This window comes from Pedobacter sp. B4419, from assembly GCF_059693725.1.
This window is the reverse complement of record NZ_JCASSL010000001.1, coordinates 965,398-983,862: the sequence shown is the minus strand read 5'-3', so window position 1 is coordinate 983,862 and position 18,465 is coordinate 965,398. Positions and strand designations below refer to the sequence as shown.

18 protein-coding genes and 1 tRNA gene are annotated in these 18,465 nt (G+C 39.4%); 6 read left to right on the top strand and 13 right to left on the bottom strand.

The genetic code is table 11. The annotated features are described in order from the left end of the window. Position 1: 1 nt before the first annotated feature. Genes AC570H_RS03995 through AC570H_RS03975 form a run of 5 tightly spaced genes read right to left on the bottom strand, consistent with a single transcriptional unit; the run spans position 2 to position 3,630 of the window. The gene (locus AC570H_RS03995; RefSeq protein WP_497351943.1) at positions 2-1,186 is read right to left on the bottom strand and encodes a toll/interleukin-1 receptor domain-containing protein; all 1,185 of its coding nucleotides are present in this window, start codon (positions 1,184-1,186) and stop codon (positions 2-4) included. Beyond that, complete coding sequence (locus tag AC570H_RS03990) at positions 1,179-1,958, bottom strand: TIR domain-containing protein (protein ID WP_497351941.1); 780 nt, start codon at positions 1,956-1,958, stop codon at positions 1,179-1,181. Before AC570H_RS03990 ends, AC570H_RS03995 begins: the two co-directional genes overlap by 8 nt. A gap of 2 nt (positions 1,959-1,960) precedes the next feature. Then, on the bottom strand, positions 1,961-2,521 hold the full coding sequence (locus AC570H_RS03985) for a toll/interleukin-1 receptor domain-containing protein (protein ID WP_497351939.1): 561 nt from the start codon (positions 2,519-2,521) through the stop codon (positions 1,961-1,963). A gap of 3 nt (positions 2,522-2,524) precedes the next feature. Further along, positions 2,525-3,139, bottom strand: coding sequence for an Nmad2 family putative nucleotide modification protein (locus AC570H_RS03980; protein WP_497351937.1), 615 nt, complete (start codon positions 3,137-3,139; stop codon positions 2,525-2,527). Beyond that, complete coding sequence (locus AC570H_RS03975) at positions 3,136-3,630, bottom strand: TIR domain-containing protein (protein ID WP_497351935.1); 495 nt, start codon at positions 3,628-3,630, stop codon at positions 3,136-3,138. Before AC570H_RS03975 ends, AC570H_RS03980 begins: the two co-directional genes overlap by 4 nt. Positions 3,631-4,395: 765 nt before the next feature. On the opposite strand from AC570H_RS03975, the gene AC570H_RS03970 reads away from it, so the two are divergent. Then, positions 4,396-4,653: a hypothetical protein gene (locus AC570H_RS03970; RefSeq protein ID WP_497351933.1), complete on the top strand. Its 258-nt coding sequence runs from the start codon at positions 4,396-4,398 to the stop codon at positions 4,651-4,653. 97 nt (positions 4,654-4,750) lie between these two features. On the opposite strand, the gene AC570H_RS03965 is transcribed toward AC570H_RS03970, so the two are convergent. Together AC570H_RS03965 and AC570H_RS03960 are read right to left on the bottom strand one after the other, a co-directional pair. Further along, positions 4,751-4,826, bottom strand: a tRNA-His gene (locus AC570H_RS03965). Between the two features lie 371 nt (positions 4,827-5,197). Beyond that, a complete protein-coding gene (locus AC570H_RS03960; RefSeq protein WP_497351931.1) occupies positions 5,198-5,671 on the bottom strand; it encodes an acyl-CoA thioesterase in 474 nt (157 codons plus the stop codon). A gap of 166 nt (positions 5,672-5,837) precedes the next feature. Between AC570H_RS03960 and rnhA the strand changes: the two genes are divergently transcribed. Beyond that, the gene (gene rnhA, locus AC570H_RS03955; RefSeq protein ID WP_497351929.1) at positions 5,838-6,311 is read left to right on the top strand and encodes a ribonuclease HI; all 474 of its coding nucleotides are present in this window, start codon (positions 5,838-5,840) and stop codon (positions 6,309-6,311) included. 39 nt (positions 6,312-6,350) lie between these two features. Next, positions 6,351-7,097 (top strand): hypothetical protein, encoded by a 747-nt coding sequence (locus tag AC570H_RS03950; protein ID WP_497351927.1) that lies wholly within the window; start codon positions 6,351-6,353, stop codon positions 7,095-7,097. Between the two features lie 54 nt (positions 7,098-7,151). Here the strand turns inward: AC570H_RS03950 and AC570H_RS03945 are convergent, their stop codons facing one another. The 5 genes from AC570H_RS03945 to gloA2 all read right to left on the bottom strand — a co-directional run bounded on the left by AC570H_RS03945 (position 7,152) and on the right by gloA2 (position 10,678). After that, a complete protein-coding gene (locus AC570H_RS03945) occupies positions 7,152-7,667 on the bottom strand; it encodes a DUF2911 domain-containing protein (RefSeq protein ID WP_497351925.1) in 516 nt (171 codons plus the stop codon). Positions 7,668-7,745: 78 nt separating this feature from the next. Beyond that, positions 7,746-8,822, bottom strand: a complete 1,077-nt coding sequence (fbp, locus tag AC570H_RS03940; RefSeq protein ID WP_497351923.1) for a class 1 fructose-bisphosphatase — start codon at positions 8,820-8,822, stop codon at positions 7,746-7,748. 24 nt (positions 8,823-8,846) lie between these two features. Beyond that, the gene (locus AC570H_RS03935) at positions 8,847-9,338 is read right to left on the bottom strand and encodes a metallophosphoesterase family protein (protein WP_497351921.1); all 492 of its coding nucleotides are present in this window, start codon (positions 9,336-9,338) and stop codon (positions 8,847-8,849) included. A 145-nt stretch (positions 9,339-9,483) separates the two neighbouring features. Then, positions 9,484-10,185, bottom strand: a complete 702-nt coding sequence (locus AC570H_RS03930) for a tRNA1(Val) (adenine(37)-N6)-methyltransferase (protein ID WP_497351919.1) — start codon at positions 10,183-10,185, stop codon at positions 9,484-9,486. Positions 10,186-10,294: 109 nt separating this feature from the next. After that, the gene (gloA2, locus tag AC570H_RS03925; RefSeq protein WP_497351917.1) at positions 10,295-10,678 is read right to left on the bottom strand and encodes an SMU1112c/YaeR family gloxylase I-like metalloprotein; all 384 of its coding nucleotides are present in this window, start codon (positions 10,676-10,678) and stop codon (positions 10,295-10,297) included. Between the two features lie 124 nt (positions 10,679-10,802). Here gloA2 and AC570H_RS03920 point away from each other — a divergent pair, with 124 nt between their 5' ends. Both AC570H_RS03920 and purL read left to right on the top strand, forming a co-directional pair. Further along, a complete protein-coding gene (locus tag AC570H_RS03920) occupies positions 10,803-11,432 on the top strand; it encodes a tetratricopeptide repeat protein (protein WP_497351915.1) in 630 nt (209 codons plus the stop codon). Between the two features lie 77 nt (positions 11,433-11,509). Next, complete coding sequence (purL, locus tag AC570H_RS03915) at positions 11,510-15,175, top strand: phosphoribosylformylglycinamidine synthase (protein ID WP_497351913.1); 3,666 nt, start codon at positions 11,510-11,512, stop codon at positions 15,173-15,175. A gap of 64 nt (positions 15,176-15,239) precedes the next feature. On the opposite strand, the gene AC570H_RS03910 is transcribed toward purL, so the two are convergent. Continuing rightward, complete coding sequence (locus AC570H_RS03910) at positions 15,240-16,220, bottom strand: hypothetical protein (RefSeq protein ID WP_497351911.1); 981 nt, start codon at positions 16,218-16,220, stop codon at positions 15,240-15,242. Between the two features lie 386 nt (positions 16,221-16,606). Between AC570H_RS03910 and asnB the strand changes: the two genes are divergently transcribed. After that, positions 16,607-18,448, top strand: coding sequence for an asparagine synthase (glutamine-hydrolyzing) (asnB, locus tag AC570H_RS03905; protein ID WP_497351909.1), 1,842 nt, complete (start codon positions 16,607-16,609; stop codon positions 18,446-18,448). Positions 18,449-18,465 lie beyond the last annotated feature (17 nt).

The window sequence follows — 18,465 nt, the reverse complement described above, 5'->3', positions numbered from 1 at the left end:
TTTAGTAACAGTTTAAATTTGTTGGTGTTGTAAAATCTATATTATCATCTAATTCATTTAAAATTTCTAATTCTTCAATTCCAAGAGGTGGATCTGGATAGAGAACTATTAATTTTTTAGTATTAATATGAAGGCTTTTTATATGTACATAGTTAAATAATTCTGGAGGAGATGATATACTGAAGATGATGTATTTATTATTGTCAACTAATTTCGAATATTGTTCAAGTAGTAATAACTGATACCTATTGTTCAATACTTGATATAATGTCAAATTAACTATTTTATAAAATGAGATAAGTTCATCTTCTAATAATACTGTCGTAGGCATATTTCCGAGGTATGGGAAAGCTCTTTTCTCTCCAGTTCTTATATTATGCACCACAACAATAGGTGATTTTGATTTCTTAGCAAGTAACACTTCACGTCGACACCATTCTCTATTTGAATACTCATCAGTTTGGAACACTACTAAAGCTGATTTAGGTATTTCTTGCTCAAATTGAGCATCGAATTCATAGCCATTAGCAATATCTACAGTATCAAAGAAGACATCAAGCTTTAAATTATTCTCAATAAACCTTTTAAATTTAACGGCCAAATCTTCACCATCTTTCTTTGCGTGGCTCAAGAATAATTTTACTGGTGAGCCGATTCTTTGACTATTATTATCTTCTTGTTTATCATGAAAATTCCAAATTAAGCGACTTAAATCATGTAGAAGTTCTGTTTTAATTTTATTTAAAGATTTCTCTTGATCTGAAGATTTATTAATGTTAAGGTTTTCTCCAAAATATTTAATAGCATCCGTAAATTGAAGTTTATCCAAACCACAATTGATAGAATATGCATATTCAAAAAGTTTAATTGGAAAAATCCTATTATTATCATCAGCTTTCTCAACAATTTGCCTAGTATATGATTTGAAATCATCATCTAGAAAATATTCTTCATCTATCAATAGAACAATCGCATTTTTTTCAGCCTCATTAAAATCAATATCCAATGGTTGTCCATCTTCGAGTTTAATAAATCTAAAATAAACAGGGATATTGAGTCCTCTAGACAACGGGTTACTATAATCTCTACAAAATGTTGAATATAAATTTTCAGCAATTGTTTTTCCAAATCCAAAATTTGGATGCCAAACTATATATATATTTAATGGATATTTAATTCTATTCATTTGTGTTTTTTGTCATTTGTGTTCTCGAGTTATCTCTATCTTCGTAATTAGTATTTCTTTTTTCAAAAGCAAGTTCTAAATATTGTTGCATTTTTGTTCTATCATCTGTCCAATCTCTTATTATGGCATAACCTGATTTAAGATTATCTGACAATCTATTGGGCAACAAATTGTAATGATAATTACCTGTTCCATAATCAGGATGATTTGGTAGTTTTAATCCTAAGATACCCGCACACTTATCCCCGACTTTAGGATTTAAAGCTCCAGATATTTCCCAATCAATATGCTTTCTATGTTTGGTATTTATGCCTATTAAAACAACTAAAACAGTTGTGTCTGATAGATAACCTTTCTGAATTAAATGCTTTATATATCCATCAGAATTATCTGAATCTATGTCACCATCTTCTACAGATTTGTGAATAATTAAATCACCGAATAAATTCTTAAATTTCTCCTTGTAATCTTGATCCTCGTAGTGGTAGTAGCTTATGAATGTCTTTCTTTGAGTAATATTTTTAGGCACTTTCTTCCAACTAAAGATGCTTCCATCATACGAAAACTCTCCAAGATTATTCCATCTACCTTTCTCATTACTCTCTATAGAACAAAATGTTTTACCTTTCGAGACCTGTTCTATCATCCAGCTTCTACCTCTTTCAAAGTTGTAACCTAAAGAATTTCCTAAATCTTCACAATAAATAATATTATCAATTAAGCCATTTTCATTTAAAGATAATTTACTAACACAATAATCTGCCCATTTCATAATCAGTAATTTTCAGCGATTAAACTATCCATAACATTTGATAGTGGGTTATTATAACTACTATGATCACTCAGCATCTTGGTTTCCAAAAGCATTTCCTTTTTCAACTCAGACACCCTCCCTATGAAGTTGTTTAGGTCATAGATATCACGAATAGTGGTAGCAGTTTTCGCATAATCGGGTAATGCTCCTTTGGAAATCCCCTTTAAGCACAATACAAAAAGTTCAGTCTTATCATATCCGTAACCAATCTCAAAAGGCACCCAAGTTGAATACATTGTATTTGGAGAAATCAGAACAAGCATATGAGAGCTATTATTTATACCTTCTTTAATAGAGTTTGTAACTGCTTTAGCATTGTTTGATTGACGATGAATTCTTAAATCACCATCATACTCATCAAAGTAAACATCAATTCCAGCATTTTTTAAATAGTCAGCTATTTTTTTAGCTTCATCTTTATCCTTTTGCTGATGGGAGATGAATACACATTTTATACCTAAAGCAACTAATTTAGCTCTAGATTCATATTTTGTAGAAGAATAATATCTATTTACTGCCATTTATTAAAACATTCTTTGTTGTCCATACTCTTTCCAATTAAGTGGCAAACCAGCTAGATGTAAATCAACTTTACCCATTATCTCTCGTATAAATTTTTCAGCTAAATCTTCATTACGGACAGTTATATAATCTCTATGCTTTTTACCTGGACATAGCTCTAAATACTCATCTGAAATTTTTATGTTATTATCTCCGAGGTAAATAAAGTCGTTTGATATTAAAACATATTCACCGCTCAAATCTTGTTTCAGGTTTCCTTCATTTAGTTGCCCATCATTTAAGCTATGGTGCGAATCCAATTGTGACCATACGCCGTTTACTTCATGGTAAATATTATCTCCATGGATTTGTTTTAGACTTCCATTTAAAATAGGCTTCTTATAGCTAAATCTCTCATCATCCCAATACTCTTGAAAAGTTATTTTTTCAGTCACTTTCATTAGAAAAATCAAATGATTTAGTAGCTTATTTTTTACTGCACCCGTTCCAATAATCCAATCTCCAACGACAGCCTTCTTTCGTATATGAGGTTTACAGCAGGCTAATGAACAGTATTCGCCAAATGGATTTGGGGCAAAGCCATAATCACGAATGATTTTATAGGCGTATACATTCATGATTGACACTCAATTCTTTTAACATTATTTACCGGCTTTCTTGGAGCACCACTTGAGTTGCACCATCCTACATCTTTACCTTCTATAGCGTCTATTATTTTATCCGAATTCCAACCAACTAAGCCATCACCAAATTTTTCTAAATTTTCAGGCACATCGGAATCCTTACCTCCATGCATAAAAACCCCAACTACTCTTTTTCCAAGTTTAGCTGCTTGTTCAATTTCCCAATTCACCCATTTTCTTGAATGAGTTTCTGATCCGATTAATACAAATACCGTTCCTGCCCAACGCATTTTCATTCTTAGAAGTCTTTTTAAAGTTTGTTCAGGTATTTGTTTTTTGTCTAATCGTTCTTGATTTTTAGGATTAACTCTTATGGAACTATTCCTAATACTATAATCTTTCCCAGCTAAAAGTTTAGTAAAATCTGTTACCGATTTATCATCTTTATGATGATGACTAATAAATACATTCTTCGTTTCGGACATAACACCCCTTCTTAATATTTGGTTAGTAATAGCCAATGCAAGCATCAGCGTTAATCAAAATCAACACTAGCAGACAGAATCATTTGGGAGGATTAAGAGACATTACTCGAAACATTTGAAAGAATCAAAAACATTTCTACCTTTGCGGCGTTTTAAAACCAAATGATAGCTATCCAGCTATTGTTACTATATTAGGTAGGTCCGCAGCGGTCGCCAAACTTTTTGCGGACTTTACCTTTGTCATTCCAATCAAAATCGTGCCATTACACCACATTCTTTTGCTGAATATCTTTTGGGGAAAACAGATTTTCATCGGGGTATGATTTTTGCTATGTATATTAAAAAGTAATTAACAATTAATTTTACAACTATTTAGAGTAAAAATTTCCCCATTTTTCTACGGTATTTTTATATACATTTAATCACACATTTAACTAAAAAGTTAATTTTTCAACTGACACTTAAAATTCACTCATAAACAAACACCTGCCAAAATGCCACTTTATGCAGTTAACTTGTTTACAAATGGCAGTTGATTGACACAAGATAATCTAATTAACAAGCAAATACTTACGGAAAACCGTAACTGCACATCAATTATCATATCATCATTTTTTAATATAATTCAAACAAATCAATAAGAAATGAACCTATAATTATGTGAGGGGTAAGTAAAGGTGAGCAAATTCGTCAAGTTCACTCATTTTCAAACAGGAAGAACGGCTTCTTCACCACTCCAAAATAAATAACATCCATATTGTAATTATGAAAAGATCAGTAACCCCAGAAATGGTTTTGCAAAATTTTGAAAAATATGGCCACGACATAGATTTAGAAACAGCTGAGAAGGTTTTAGAGCTTATGTATGACCTATCTGAACTTCCTGTAAAAACAGAAATTGAAATGGCAGCAAGGAATATTAGGTGTTCGAAAAGTACCACAAAGGAGGACAATGGAGCTCGAACACAAAAAAAAACATATAACATACTCAATTACAGAATCTTATATAAAAATCAGTTTTAATACAAAATATGGCACTAATTATCGAATACCATAAAAAGCTGGTTATAAGCATAAAAAAGGCCAAAATCGCTAAGATTTTGACCTTTTGAAAATTTCGGGGTGGAATATGGGGCTCGAACCCACGACCCTCGGTACCACAAACCGATGCTCTAACCAACTGAGCTAAAACCACCATGTTTTTTCAGAGCTACAAAAGTACAATTTTATTACTTCCTGTCAAATATTTTTGAAAAATACTGCAAATTTTGTTTTAAAAAGCTAATTGGCAATGTTTTAGTTTTTAGTTATCAGTTGCCGGTTATCAGTTACCAGTTGCTAGTTATCAGTTGCCAGTTATCAGTTGTTAGTTGCCGGTTATCAGTTCTCAGTTCGCGCCTAGAACTTTCCAACGTTACAACTTTCCAACCTTTCAACAATCACAATAGAACAATCGAATTTATGAAGTAGCGAGTATCAAGTATCATGACAGTTTGCGGATTCAATTGGCGCCTAGAACTTTCCAACATTGCAACCTTCCAACAATACAACAATTCAACAATCGAACTTACGCGCTAAAATAGGCCTTCATCTCCTCATTGATCTCCTTACGCATATCGGCAAGCCTGATTGCGTATTGATGCAGCTGTTTTTCTTCTTCGGTTTTGGGTACCCACTCTGGCACAGGCACCGTTTTGCCTTCATCATCGATAGCCGCAAATACAATGATGCAATGCGTAGCCTTAGTTTCGGCCTTGGTTTTAGGATTAATGGCGTTGATATCTACACTAATGTGCATGCTGGTTCTGCCCGTATAAATGATCTTGGCGTTCACCTCTACAATTTCGCCGATTAAAATAGGGTTTACAAAACGGATCCCGCCCACATAAACCGTTACGCAATATTTGCTGCTCCAATTCACGGCACAAGTATAGGCCGCCTGGTCAATCCACTTCATTACGGCTCCGCCATGTACCTTGCCTCCAAAATTTACATCGCCGGGTTCGGTTAAAAACCGAAATGTTACTGCATTTTTCTCCATAGCATGATTTAGTTCTTTTGTTTTACCAACATTTCAAGGGCAAGCCCAAACAATTCCTATATTTGAACACGAATTTATTGGCCAAAGCAACCTTGAATAGCACTAATTTAGCGCAATTAAATGGGTTTTAGGAAAATAGCTCCAAAATAAAAGCTTAACATATTTAATGATAGAAATTTACACAGACGGTGCAGCAAGCGGCAATCCAGGTCCCGGAGGTTATGGCGTAATCTTACGTTCGGGTGCCCATTACAAAGAACTGAGTGGCGGTTTTAGAATGACCACCAACAACCGAATGGAACTGCTGGCCGTTATTGTAGGTTTAAAAGCCCTTAAAAGCCCGGGGCAACAAGTCAGGATCTTTTCCGATTCTAAGTATGTAGTCGATTCGGTAGAAAAAGGCTGGGTATTTGGCTGGGTAAAAAAAGGCTTCCAGGGCAAAAAGAACAAAGACCTTTGGATACAGTACCTTGCCCTGCACAAACTTCATCAAGTTAAGTTTACCTGGATTAAAGGCCACAACGAACACCCCGAAAACGAACGTTGCGACCGTTTGGCCGTAGCCGCCTCGCAAAACAAAAGCGAATTGGCTATCGATGCCTTTTTTGAAGCCGAACGCAACAATACTTCGCTACTTTAAAATTATTGTTTAATTTCAATGCCAAATTAAGCACTCGCTATGTTTGGCTACTGGAGCAACTATTACTACACCCCCGTTATTTTACAAGTATTGGCAATTATCCATGCCCTTAAAACAGGTAGAAACAATTGGCTTTTTCTCTTGATATGTTTACCCGGGATCGGTACGGCCATTTATTTTTTTATGGAGATAATGCCCGAAATTACCAATGGTAACTTTTCTAAAGGCTTTAAAAAATACTTCTTTCCCAACCAAGAGGTTAACGAATGGCAAAGAAAAGTACAGATTGCCGACAGTATTACCAATAAATTAGGCCTTTCAAACGCCTATGCCAATCAAAAACAATATGACAAAGCCATTGCGCTTTCCTTAAGCTGCCTGCAGGGCCACTACAGCGATGATCCGGCTATTTTGTTGCAGTTGGCAAGGCAATACTTTTATAGTGGCCAATACAAGGAAAGCTTGGCGTATTTTGATCAGCTCCATGCCAAAAACAAGGCCAGAATTAGCATCGTAGAAGATGAACTCCTATATGTACGTGCCCAAGAAGGCATAGGCCAAACCGAACTGCCCGATGAAGGTTACCGTCGGGTGATCCGTATCCACCACTCTTTGGAAGCACGCTATTATTATGGGTTGTTCCTAAAAAAACAGGACCAGAAAGCAGCGGCCCGCGAACAGTTTCAAGCCGTGAGAAGCGAAATCAAGCTCCTGCCAAGATACCTGCGCAAAAGAAATGCAGGCTGGTTAAGGCGATCGATCAGGGAATTATTAGCCTTAAAATAAGCCACAAAAAAAGCCGTGTCCAAATAGAACACGGCTTTTTATATTTTAATAGACTTACTTGATAGCAACAGGAACCGAAATCTTATCCCAATCTAAAGAAAAGCCATTTTTAGTCACTTTATATTCCAATCTTTCTTGCGTAGCAGGCAAAGCTTTGGTTTTCACATTTACCCTTAACTGGTCTTGTGCTTCCTGATATTTAAAAGCACCCCATTGTTTGGCCTCTTTGTTAAAAATAGCTGTCCAGGTACCGCTTTCTTTAGGAATTAAAAAGAAACTGTATTTTCCGGCAGGCAAGGTTTTGCCTTCTACCTTAATGTCTTTGTCGGTTTCGAATGTGGTGGCATCATTTGCACCTGCACGCCAAACTTTGTCGTAAGCTTCTAATCCGCCCCAAATTTTACGGCCCTTAACCGATGGGCTGCTGTAATTGATGGTAATGGTAGCATCTTTGATTTTGCCTGTAGCCGTAGCCTTCGGACTAGCCACTGGTTTTGCATCTTGCGCCATAACGTTTGCCGAAATGAAAACTGCAAGAAGAACTGGAATTGATTTAAGTATTGATTTCATAATTACACAATGTTTTGATTACGAATTTAATGTTTTAAAATAGAATTGCTCCAAAGCAAACCTGCTAATTCACCTTTCTCAGTCAATGCCCCCTATTACCCCCAATTGCTCGAGTTTGGCACTAGCATTTTGACTTGCAAGCGGCTTTACCGGCGAATGTTCGGCCATAAGGGCTTCGGCCATTTGCACCATTTTGGCCGACCCGATAAAGATAGCCGTACGCTGGTGCAGTTCGGTAGGTTCGATATCGAGAATACGGTTTAGTCCGTCAGAAGCAATACCTCCCGCCTGTTCGATAATGAAAGCCATTGGATTGCACTCGTACAACAGCCTTAATTTGCCATTGGGCGATGCTGCCGTAGTTGGATAGATATAAATACCACCCTTGATCAGGTTACGGTGGATATCGGCTACCATCGAACCGATGTAACGCGAAGTATAGGGCCTGCGTGTAGCCAAATCTTCTACCTGTGCATACTTGAGGTATTTTTTAACTCCATCCGGAAAGTGTACATAGTTACCTTCGTTGATTGAATAGATCACGCCATCTTCTGGCATTTTCATGTTCGGGTGCGACAAACAGAACTCGCCAATGGAAGGATCCAAGGTAAACCCGTTTACGCCTTTGCCCGTGGTATAAACCATCATGGTGGAAGAGCCATAAATTACATAGCCGGCAGCCACCTGCTCGGTTCCCTTTTGCAATACATCGCTAATGGTGGCATCGCCTTCGGTTGATTTCCTGCGGTAAACCGAGAAGATCGTTCCAACGGCCACATTGCAATCAATATTAGAAGAACCATCCAACGGATCGATGCAGATAATGTATTTGGCATTTTTAGAGACCGGCGAATCGATGGGCACAAATTCATCTTCCTCTTCTGTAGCTACGATACAACATTCGCCCCCAGAGGTTAAAGCCGATATAAACTGCTCATTTGCATATACATCCAGCTTTTTTTGTCCCTCTCCCTGGATGTTCATCGTACCCGCATCACCTAGAATATCTACCAAACCCGCTTTGTTCACTTCGCGGTTCACGATTTTTGCGGCAATGCCGATGTCTCTCAACAATCTTGAAAGTTCACCCTTGGCGTATGGGAAGTCAGCCTGTTTTTCAATTATAAATTGACCTAATGTTTTTATACCGGACATATTTAGCTTAGTGTATTATTTACGTTATCTCACTCCTAATTCTATGGCCTCTAAGGTATGGATTTTTTCTGCTGAAATACAAAAACGAATCAAAGTTCTTACCTTATGCCAACCGTGTTTTCCGGCCGCACCTGGATTTATATGCAAACATTTGATTTTTTCGTCGTAAATAACTTTTAAAATATGAGAGTGCCCGCAAATGAAGAGCATTGGAGGCTTAGTGTAAATTTCTGGCTTTACAAATGAAGAATAACGATTAGGATAGCCCCCGATGTGGGTCATCCAAACATCCACCTCTTCGCACTTAAAGCGCAGGTGCTCTGGGTATTCGCTCCTGATGGCCGCATCGTCGATATTTCCGTAAACGCCACGCAGTGGCTTAAACGCAGCCAAAGGCTCGGCCACACCCGGACCAAAATCGCCGGCATGCCAAATCTCGTCGCAATCTGCAAAATACTTGAATATGGCATCGTCTAGGTAGCCGTGGGTATCGGAAAGCAGGCCTATTTTTTTCATCCTTCGAAGTTAAGGAAAGTTTTTCACCACCTTAGATATAGCTTACCACACAGCAAATATTCGTCATTGCGAGGAGCAACAACAAAGCAATTCAGCTCGAGAAAGATTGCTTCTTCACTACGCTCATCGCAATGACGATTTTCTCCTAATATCCTAAAAAGAAATCCCTTAACAATTCCTGATAAGCCTTGGTATACACCTTTTCCGATTCGTAAATATAGAAATGCTCGTCTTCCACCTCTTCTTTTGCCCTGCCTAGGCAAACAATACGCCTAAACGCTGTTTTTTGTGCATCAGAATGCAAATGGAACTGTTTATTGAGAAACAAACCATGTGCTTTGGCTTTTTCTACCAGTAGTTCCGCTTGCTTAATGGGCAGAATAAACCAAAAATTCCCGCTGCCGCTCAACAACGAAGCCACCTTGGCAATCAATTGATCAAAAAACACTTCATCGGTATGCCGGGCCAGGCCTTTCTTTTCGGCAGCATTTTTTAAATCGTTTACAAAATAAGGCGGATTGGATACGATTAAATCAAATTGTTCCGTATTGTTATATTGTTCAATTGCAATAGCGCTCACATGAAGGCGCTCTTTAAAAACCGAGTTTTCGAAATTACGTTGTGCGGTGGAGGCGGCTACTTCGTCAATTTCTACCGCATGTACTTGGGCTTGCCCAAATCGTTGTGCCAACATCATCGCAATTACACCTGTTCCCGTACCAATATCCAAAATACGTACCGGACGATTGCTTTCGGCCAATGCTGCCAGCAACACCCCGTCGGTATTGATCTTCATGGCACAACCGCTTTGGTCTACCTCAAATTGTTTGAATTTGAATATGCTCATCTAAAGTTCGTTTTATTTGTCATTCCGACGACAGGAGGAATCTATTAAAAGTAAATCTGTGCAAGACAGATTCTTCGCTATGCTCAGAATGACAATACATTGGAGAAAATCATCGCTCATAAATCTCCAAAGGCAAACCATCAGGATCAGTAAAAAAAGTAAACTTCTTGCCTGTAAATTCATCTATTCTAATCGCTTCGGTCACCACGCCTTTGGCATTCAAAATATCTGCTGCTTTTTGCACATCATCTACTTCAAAAGCCAAATGCCTCAAACCTGCAGCTTCTGGCCTCGAAGGTCGAGCTGGGGGATTTTCAAACGAAAACAATTCGATCTGGTAAAGTCCGTTCACGGCCAAATCCAGCTTATACGATTTTCTTTCTTCGCGATAAACTTCGGCCAATACTTCAAAGCCCAACTTATTGACATAAAAATCCTTTGAGCGTTCGTAAGCCGTACTAATGATGGCGATATGATGGATTCGATTAAACATAAAAGCAACTATTAAATTTTGAATATCTTTTGCAATGCCACAAAGATTGAAATAAATATAAACCACCTTGTTATTTATTAGCGTATTTAGTTTTATTTTTATGATACCTAAAAACATGCCTGCTATGAATACAGCCAAACAAACAATACTAGTGGCCGCAGCAATTTTAATTTTTGCGTTGCAAAGCTGCAAGACAAATGCAGACAAAGCCGATGCATTTTACAAAGATGACAATGTACCAGAGGCCATCAAACATTACGAGCTGGCTATTGCCGAGGGAGATACCACGGCGATTAATAAGCTGGCGCTACTGTACGCTAACGAGCATCAGCCCGAAAAAGCTAAAGTTTATTACATCAAGTCATTCAATAATGGCAACTCACTCGCCGCCCAATATCTTTCTAACATGAGTTTAAAAGACGAGAAATACGATGACGTGATAAAATACGCTAAACCTTTAGCAGACAAAGGAAGCAAAGAAATGGCTTATGCCTTGGGGTCTGCCTACCTTAAGTTAAAGCAATACGATAATGCCATAAAATACCTAGGCATGGATGCCGAAAGCGTCTACATTAAAGATCCGCTAGGTCAGGCTTACTACGAAAAGAAAGACTATGCAAATGCTGAAAAGTGTTGGAAATCAGCCGTAGATGACCATAAATCAGGCGCAATCAATTCCTATCATAAACTATTGAATCTATATAAAGAACAAGGCAGGCAAAAAGACTACGATACCTATGAGGGCAGATATTAGTTTAGGCACAAATTAAACTAAATACCATTACTTTTTTCGTATAAAAAGACCTAAATTTGCGGCATCAACAACAAAGCATGATTCATTTCTTTTTAAGTCAATCCGACACGATTTTTGTTTTACAAACAGCACAATCGCTCCCCTCAACTGATGTTCCGAAATTAGAATGGCTCTTTGGCGACGCCAAATTACAGCAAGACACCGTACTTAACGGCACTTTTGTTGGTCCACGCGCAGCCATGATTACGCCTTGGAGCACCAACGCAGTTGAGATTACCCAGAACATGGGCATAGAGGGCATCATCAGGATTGAAGAATTTAAAAAGGTAGTGGCTGATTTTAGCGATTACGATCCCATGCTTTCCCAAAAATACGATCAACTGGGCCAGGAGATCTACACCATTAACATCCAGCCTGAACCCATCTTAGAAATTACCGATATTGCCGCCTACAACAAGCAAGAAGGACTTTCTTTAAGCGATGAGGAAGTTGACTATTTAAATTCTCTTTCGCAAAAATTGGGCAGGGCCCTAACCGATTCTGAAGTATTCGGTTTCTCGCAGGTCAACTCGGAGCATTGCCGCCATAAAATATTTAACGGAAAGTTTGTTATTGATGGTGTTGAACAACCCACTTCATTATTTAAACTGATCCGTAAAACTTCTGAAGAAAATCCAAACGACATCGTTTCGGCCTATAAAGACAACGTTGCTTTTATCAAAGGTCCGGTGGTACAGCAGTTTGCACCTAAACGTGCCGACGAGCCTGATTACTACGCCACCAGCGATTTCGAATCTGTTATATCCCTAAAAGCCGAAACCCACAACTTCCCTACTACCGTTGAACCATTTAATGGCGCGGCGACAGGTTCTGGAGGTGAAATCAGGGACAGGCTGGCTGGCGGACAAGGTTCATTGCCTTTGGCAGGAACCGCGGTTTACATGACTGCCCTTTCTCGATTGGAAGAAAATCGCCCATGGGAAAAAGCGGTTGAAGAAAGACAATGGCTTTACCAAACTCCAATGGACATCCTGATCAAAGCTTCTAACGGAGCCAGCGATTTTGGAAACAAATTTGGCCAACCCCTAATCACTGGTTCTGTACTTACTTTCGAGCATGAAGAAGATGCCCGCAAGTTAGGTTTCGACAAAGTAATTATGCTGGCTGGTGGTATTGGCTATGGCAAGGCCAGTCAGGCACAAAAACAAAAACCATCTACTGGCGATAACATCGTTATTTTAGGCGGCGAGAATTATAGAATTGGAATGGGAGGTGCAGCCGTATCTTCGGCTGATACAGGCGCACATGGAAGCGGCATCGAATTGAATGCCATCCAACGTTCTAATCCGGAAATGCAAAAAAGAGCGGCCAATGCCGTTCGTGCAATGGTAGAAAGCGATGACAACCTGATCATTTCTATCCATGACCATGGCGCAGGCGGACACTTGAACTGCTTATCGGAACTGGTAGAAGAAACCGGCGGAAAAATAGACCTGGATAAATTGCCTGTTGGCGATCCTACCCTATCGGCCAAAGAGATCATCGGCAACGAATCTCAGGAAAGAATGGGTTTGGTGATCAGCGAAGAACATACCGAAACTTTACAAAAAATTGCAGATCGCGAACGTTCGCCTATGTACACCGTAGGGAAAGTAACCGGCGATCATCGTTTCACTTTCCAATCGGTCAGTACTGGCATCAAACCAATGGACTTGGAATTGGCAGACATGTTCGGCAGCTCGCCAAAAATGATCATGGACGATCAGAAAGTAGACAGAAAATATAGCGCTGTTGCTTATGAGGATTCACAAATCACCACTTATTTAGAACAGGTATTACAATTAGAAGCGGTAGCCTCAAAAGATTGGCTTACCAATAAAGTAGACAGGTGTGTGGGTGGTCGTGTAGCCAAACAACAATGCGCAGGCCCCTTGCAATTGCCTTTGAACAACTGTGGCGTAATGGCACTCGATTTTCAAGGCAAGGAAGGCATTGCCACTTCTGTAGGTCATGCACCACTTTCGGCCTTGATCAATGCGGGAGCAGGAAGCAGGAATGCCATCGGCGAATCGCTTTCGAATATCGTTTGGGCGCCACTTAAAGATGGCTTAAAAAGCGTTTCGCTTTCGGCTAACTGGATGTGGGCTTGCAAAAACGAAGGCGAAGATGCCCGTTTATACGAAGCCGTAAAAGCCTGTTCAGACTTTGCCATCGAATTGCAGATCAATATCCCAACAGGAAAAGATTCGCTTTCGATGAAACAGAAATACAAAGATGGCGATGTTATTGCACCTGGAACCGTAATTATTTCGGCAGCGGGCAATTGTAACGACATCACCAAAGTTGTTGAGCCTGTATTGCAAAAAGATGGCGGTTCGATTTATTACATCAACCTTTCTAACGATACTTATCATTTGGGAGGCTCGTCTTTTGCACAGATTTTGAATAAAATCGGCACCTCGACACCAGATGTTAAGGATGCGGCACAATTTACAAACGCATTTAATACCATCCAGCAATTAATCAAGGAAAACAAAATCCAAGCTGGACACGATATTGGCAGTGGCGGTTTAATTACTACCTTGCTAGAACTTTGTTTTGCTGATAGAGACTTGGGTGCAACCATTGATTTGACAGCCCTGGGCGAGCAAAACAGCGCCAAAGTACTTTTTGCAGAAAATATCGGCTTGGTATTTCAGGCAACGGCAGATGCAGAAGCAGTGTTAAATGCCAATGGCGTTACTTACCATAAAATTGGCGAAGTAAGCAACGAGGCTAAATTGAATCTCGTGAATCATGGTGCCAACTTCAGCTTCGATATTGATCATCTGCGCGATGTTTGGTTCAAAACCTCTTATCTTTTAGACCAAAAACAAAGCGGTTCGAAAAAAGCAAAAGAGCGTTTTGACAATTATAAAAACCAGCCTTTAAAATACACCTTCCCTACACAGTTCACAGGCAAAAAACCTGTAATTGATGCGAGCAAGCCACGCCCTAAAGCAGCCATTATTCGTGAGAAAGGAAGTAATTCTGAACGCGAACTGGCCAATGCGATGTATTTGGCGGGTTTTGACGTGAAAGATGTGCACATGACCGATCTGATTTCTGGAAGGGAAACTTTAGAAGACATCCAATTTATTGGTGCAGTTGGAGGCTTCTCCAATTCAGATGTGCTGGGTTCGGCAAAAGGATGGGCCGGCGCTTTCATGTACAACGAAAAAGCAAGGGTAGCCTTAACCAATTTCTTTAATAGAGAAGATACGCTTTCGGTGGGTGTGTGCAATGGTTGCCAGCTTTTCATCGAACTGGGCCTGATTAACAGCAACCACAGCGAAAAGCCAAAAATGCTGCACAACGAAAGCCATAAGCACGAAAGTGTTTTCACCTCTTTAACCGTACAAGAAAACAACTCGGTGATGCTTTCTTCACTGGCTGGCACTACTTTGGGTGTATGGGTATCGCATGGCGAAGGCCGTTTCCAATTGCCTTACGAAGAATCTAAATACCGTATTGTTTCTAAATATGGCTACGAAAGCTATCCGGCAAGTCCGAACGGCTCCGATTACAATACCGCTATGCTTTGCGACGAAACTGGCCGCCATTTGGTAATGATGCCTCACATTGAGCGCTCATTGTTCCAATGGCACTGGGCAAACTATCCAAAAGGACGCAACGATGAAGTATCGCCATGGATGGAAGCTTTTGTGAATGCCAGAACATGGATTGAACAACAAGGTAAGTAAGCCATTTAAATGGCTTACTCTTTTCTTACAGACTTTTTAGGTTATAAAAACTTAGCTTGTTTTGTTAGGAGGATTTTTTTACGATGTTGTACTCATTGTATGCCATTACAATATTAAAGCCCAAGAACAATAGGGCTTCGGAGCTTATATTTAGTTTTTCGACGTCAATTCCCATAACGGCCGATCCAAACAAAGTAATAATAACCAGTAGCGCAGCAACAAAAAGACCTGCAAAGCCAGAGTTGAATATTTTAGATACCCGCAACAAATTTTGCTTGCGCAACATTTCTGGATCTTTGATCAATTGATAGATGTTGACCATAATAAATACGCCAATCAGAAAGAAAGCACCGTTCATAAAAATATCACTCTTATTAAAGTTTGGGATATAGATGTACTTCTTTAAAATAAAATAGGCAATAACCCCAATACAGAGGAAACATTTTACAGTCTTCCAAAATATTGGCGTAGACAGGCACTTCTTTAATAACGGTTTTTTTTGACCATCTATTCGAGTTGCCAGGCCAAGCAGTTTTTCAGAAATCGGCAAAAAAGGATTAAGAACACTGATGATGATCAGCAATATCGAACTGGTAAACTGAAAAAACACATCGGCTATCAAAATACCCAAGCGTTCTTCGGTTAGCATATTATTTTTAGAAAAGGTAAAAGTAGAAAATATAATCAAAATGATAAGCGACAGGTAATAGATTACCGGAAAATAGTTTACGATCGCAACTGGCCTGTCTGGACTATCACTAGTTGTCATTACATTCTCTGCGTGTTCTTTTAAATTATCGGCCTTCGTTTTTACCATCAGCGCTATGGCCACCACAAAAATGCCGATAAACAATATTGCTCCAATTACACCCACCACCTCCATGCTCATAAAAGACAGTATAAAAACAAGCACAATACAAATCGTGGCTACGGGCTTATATTTCACATTTGGCTTAAACCGTTTCCATATGCCCGTTACGAAAAGTGCAAGAAAAGCACCAATCGGCAAAGCGGCAAGCAAACCTGGTATAATTATAGACAGCATTATCTATTGACAAAATTCGATTTACGATTCGATGACCAATATTATCAAAAAGCATCCATAAAATGTTTAAATTTCCGTCAAATAAAATCTCGATAAAACCATTTCCTCATTTTTAAACAGCTCCTCAAAATTATCTCCAAAAGAGGTAGCTTTTTTATTGGCCTATAAAATCATACAGCTCACATTCCCACCTGGAATATCAAAAATTGCGATATTACCTCAAAAAACGATATTATTTTAGCAAATATTTGTATGTTTGAGTAGGTTCAACATCAGTAAATGACAAGTAGCCTTGAACCAAACAACGCCAAGCCCTGCCAGGCTGCCGGCACTAATCAGATATAAATTTTAGCATTTTTTTTGCGCCAATTGTATATAGAACAAGTATGTGCGGGATAACAGGATTTATCGATCATACCGGAACCTTAACCGAGGATCATTTAAAAAAGGCATCTGCTTCCATCTCGCATCGCGGAGGAAACGGCAGCGGCTTTATAATTGATTCGAAGGCGCATTATACCTTGGCCATTGCCAACGAGCGTTTAGCGACCATAGACCTGAGTCCGAGGAGCCAACAGCCACTGACCTCTACCTGTGGCAATTACAGCATTACTTTTAACGGTACCATTTACAACTACCTGGAACTGAGAGAAGCCTTGATCAAATATGGCATTGCTTTTTCTACCCTCACCGATACCGAAGTTATCCTAGAAAGCTATAAACGATGGGGCTACAAGGCCTTCGAAAAACTGGATGGCTCCTTTGCCTTTGCCCTGCTCGACAGGAAACAAAACCAATTGTTGCTGGCCAAAGACGAGATAGGCGCCAAACCGCTGTATTATTTTAAGCAGAAAGGCTGTTATGCTTTTGCCTCTGAAATAAGGGCATTGCTTCATTATCCCTTAATTGAAAAAGCCATTAACCCTCACGCAGTGGCCACGTATTTTAGGTATGGCTATTTTATTGGCGAAGAAACGATTTACCAAAATATCTATAAATTTAAAAAAGGCATCCTCACTACAATTGACCTTCATAGTGGAAATAGTTACGATAGTCCTTTAACCATGCGTAAAGCGCCTCAGGCAACAAACGAAGAGCAAAACGAAGAAGAAATCCTGGCAAAGATTGAAGAATTGCTCACCGAATCGATCCTGAAAAGAAATGTCGCCGATGTACCTATAGGGATATTGCTCAGCGGTGGCTACGATAGTGCGACTACCGCAGCTATTTTGCAGAAAAACCAAACCAAGAGGATAAAAACCTATACACTTGGCTTTAAAGACGAAAAACTGGACGAGGTGCCCCAAGCCCGAAAAATTGCCGAGCACCTGAAAACCAATCACCATGAATTATACCTTGATAAAATCCAGGCAGGCGAAATTGTAAAACAGCTGCCCGAAGTTTTTGACGAACCCATCGGCGATAGCGGAGCCATTCCCTTGATCTTCATTGCCTCACAAATCAATAAGGAATACAGGGTTTTGCTGAGTGCTGAGGGTGGCGATGAGCTTTTTGGAGGGTATAGAACCTATTCGAGGGCCTTGCAATTTGAGGCACTTCAAAAGAGACGGGTTCCAAAACTGGCCAAACGCTTCATACTGGGGATGCTCAAAAAAACACGTCCGCAACTAAAAGAAGTAATAGAAGCCGAAAACCTCTTGGCCAAATACCTCGAAATTAACGCCTGCTTTACCCATCACCAGATCAACCTGTTGCTCAACACCACAAAAGAGCCCAGCAAAGGCATAGAAAGAAAAGCGCAAAACATCAAAGACCTGTTAATTTACGATCTGCACAACTACCTGCCCAACAATATCCTTTTTAAAAGCGATAGGTGTTTTGCGCATTACGGAATTGACAACCGCGACGCCCTGCTCAAAACAGATTTGGTAGAATACCTTTCTACCCTTGATTCTAAATGGTTCATTAAAGATGGGGAGCAAAAGTACCTGCTCAAAAAAATCACCAATAAACATATCCCGGCAACCTATATGAAAAAGCCTCAAAAGGGCTTTGGCATCCCCTTGGCGGGTTGGCTGAAGACTACTTTTAAGCCATTGCTAGAAAATTACCTATCGGCCGAAAAGCTAAATAGCCATGGCTTGTTCAATTTGAAGGAGGTACAGAAAATCAAAGCTAATTTCTACAACAACAGCTCTGCCTATAATGCCCAAAAGGTTTGGTTGCTTTTGCAGTTCCAGATGTGGCATGAAAGATGGATGGCTTAAAATAGTAGTGCCCTACG

Excerpts from the sequence above, each read along its gene's own strand:
- AC570H_RS03995 (WP_497351943.1), bottom strand. The coding sequence starts at position 1,186 with ATGAATAGAATTAAATATCCATTAAATATATATATAGTTTGGCATCCA.
- AC570H_RS03990 (WP_497351941.1), bottom strand. The coding sequence starts at position 1,958 with ATGAAATGGGCAGATTATTGTGTTAGTAAATTATCTTTAAATGAAAAT.
- AC570H_RS03985 (WP_497351939.1), bottom strand. The coding sequence starts at position 2,521 with ATGGCAGTAAATAGATATTATTCTTCTACAAAATATGAATCTAGAGCT.
- AC570H_RS03980 (WP_497351937.1), bottom strand. The coding sequence starts at position 3,139 with ATGAATGTATACGCCTATAAAATCATTCGTGATTATGGCTTTGCCCCA.
- AC570H_RS03975 (WP_497351935.1), bottom strand. The coding sequence starts at position 3,630 with ATGTCCGAAACGAAGAATGTATTTATTAGTCATCATCATAAAGATGAT.
- AC570H_RS03970 (WP_497351933.1), top strand. The coding sequence starts at position 4,396 with ATGAAAAGATCAGTAACCCCAGAAATGGTTTTGCAAAATTTTGAAAAA.
- AC570H_RS03960 (WP_497351931.1), bottom strand. The coding sequence starts at position 5,671 with ATGGAGAAAAATGCAGTAACATTTCGGTTTTTAACCGAACCCGGCGAT.
- rnhA (WP_497351929.1), top strand. The coding sequence starts at position 5,838 with ATGATAGAAATTTACACAGACGGTGCAGCAAGCGGCAATCCAGGTCCC.
- AC570H_RS03950 (WP_497351927.1), top strand. The coding sequence starts at position 6,351 with ATGTTTGGCTACTGGAGCAACTATTACTACACCCCCGTTATTTTACAA.
- AC570H_RS03945 (WP_497351925.1), bottom strand. The coding sequence starts at position 7,667 with ATGAAATCAATACTTAAATCAATTCCAGTTCTTCTTGCAGTTTTCATT.
- fbp (WP_497351923.1), bottom strand. The coding sequence starts at position 8,822 with ATGTCCGGTATAAAAACATTAGGTCAATTTATAATTGAAAAACAGGCT.
- AC570H_RS03935 (WP_497351921.1), bottom strand. The coding sequence starts at position 9,338 with ATGAAAAAAATAGGCCTGCTTTCCGATACCCACGGCTACCTAGACGAT.
- AC570H_RS03930 (WP_497351919.1), bottom strand. The coding sequence starts at position 10,185 with ATGAGCATATTCAAATTCAAACAATTTGAGGTAGACCAAAGCGGTTGT.
- gloA2 (WP_497351917.1), bottom strand. The coding sequence starts at position 10,678 with ATGTTTAATCGAATCCATCATATCGCCATCATTAGTACGGCTTACGAA.
- AC570H_RS03920 (WP_497351915.1), top strand. The coding sequence starts at position 10,803 with ATGAATACAGCCAAACAAACAATACTAGTGGCCGCAGCAATTTTAATT.
- purL (WP_497351913.1), top strand. The coding sequence starts at position 11,510 with ATGATTCATTTCTTTTTAAGTCAATCCGACACGATTTTTGTTTTACAA.
- AC570H_RS03910 (WP_497351911.1), bottom strand. The coding sequence starts at position 16,220 with ATGCTGTCTATAATTATACCAGGTTTGCTTGCCGCTTTGCCGATTGGT.
- asnB (WP_497351909.1), top strand. The coding sequence starts at position 16,607 with ATGTGCGGGATAACAGGATTTATCGATCATACCGGAACCTTAACCGAG.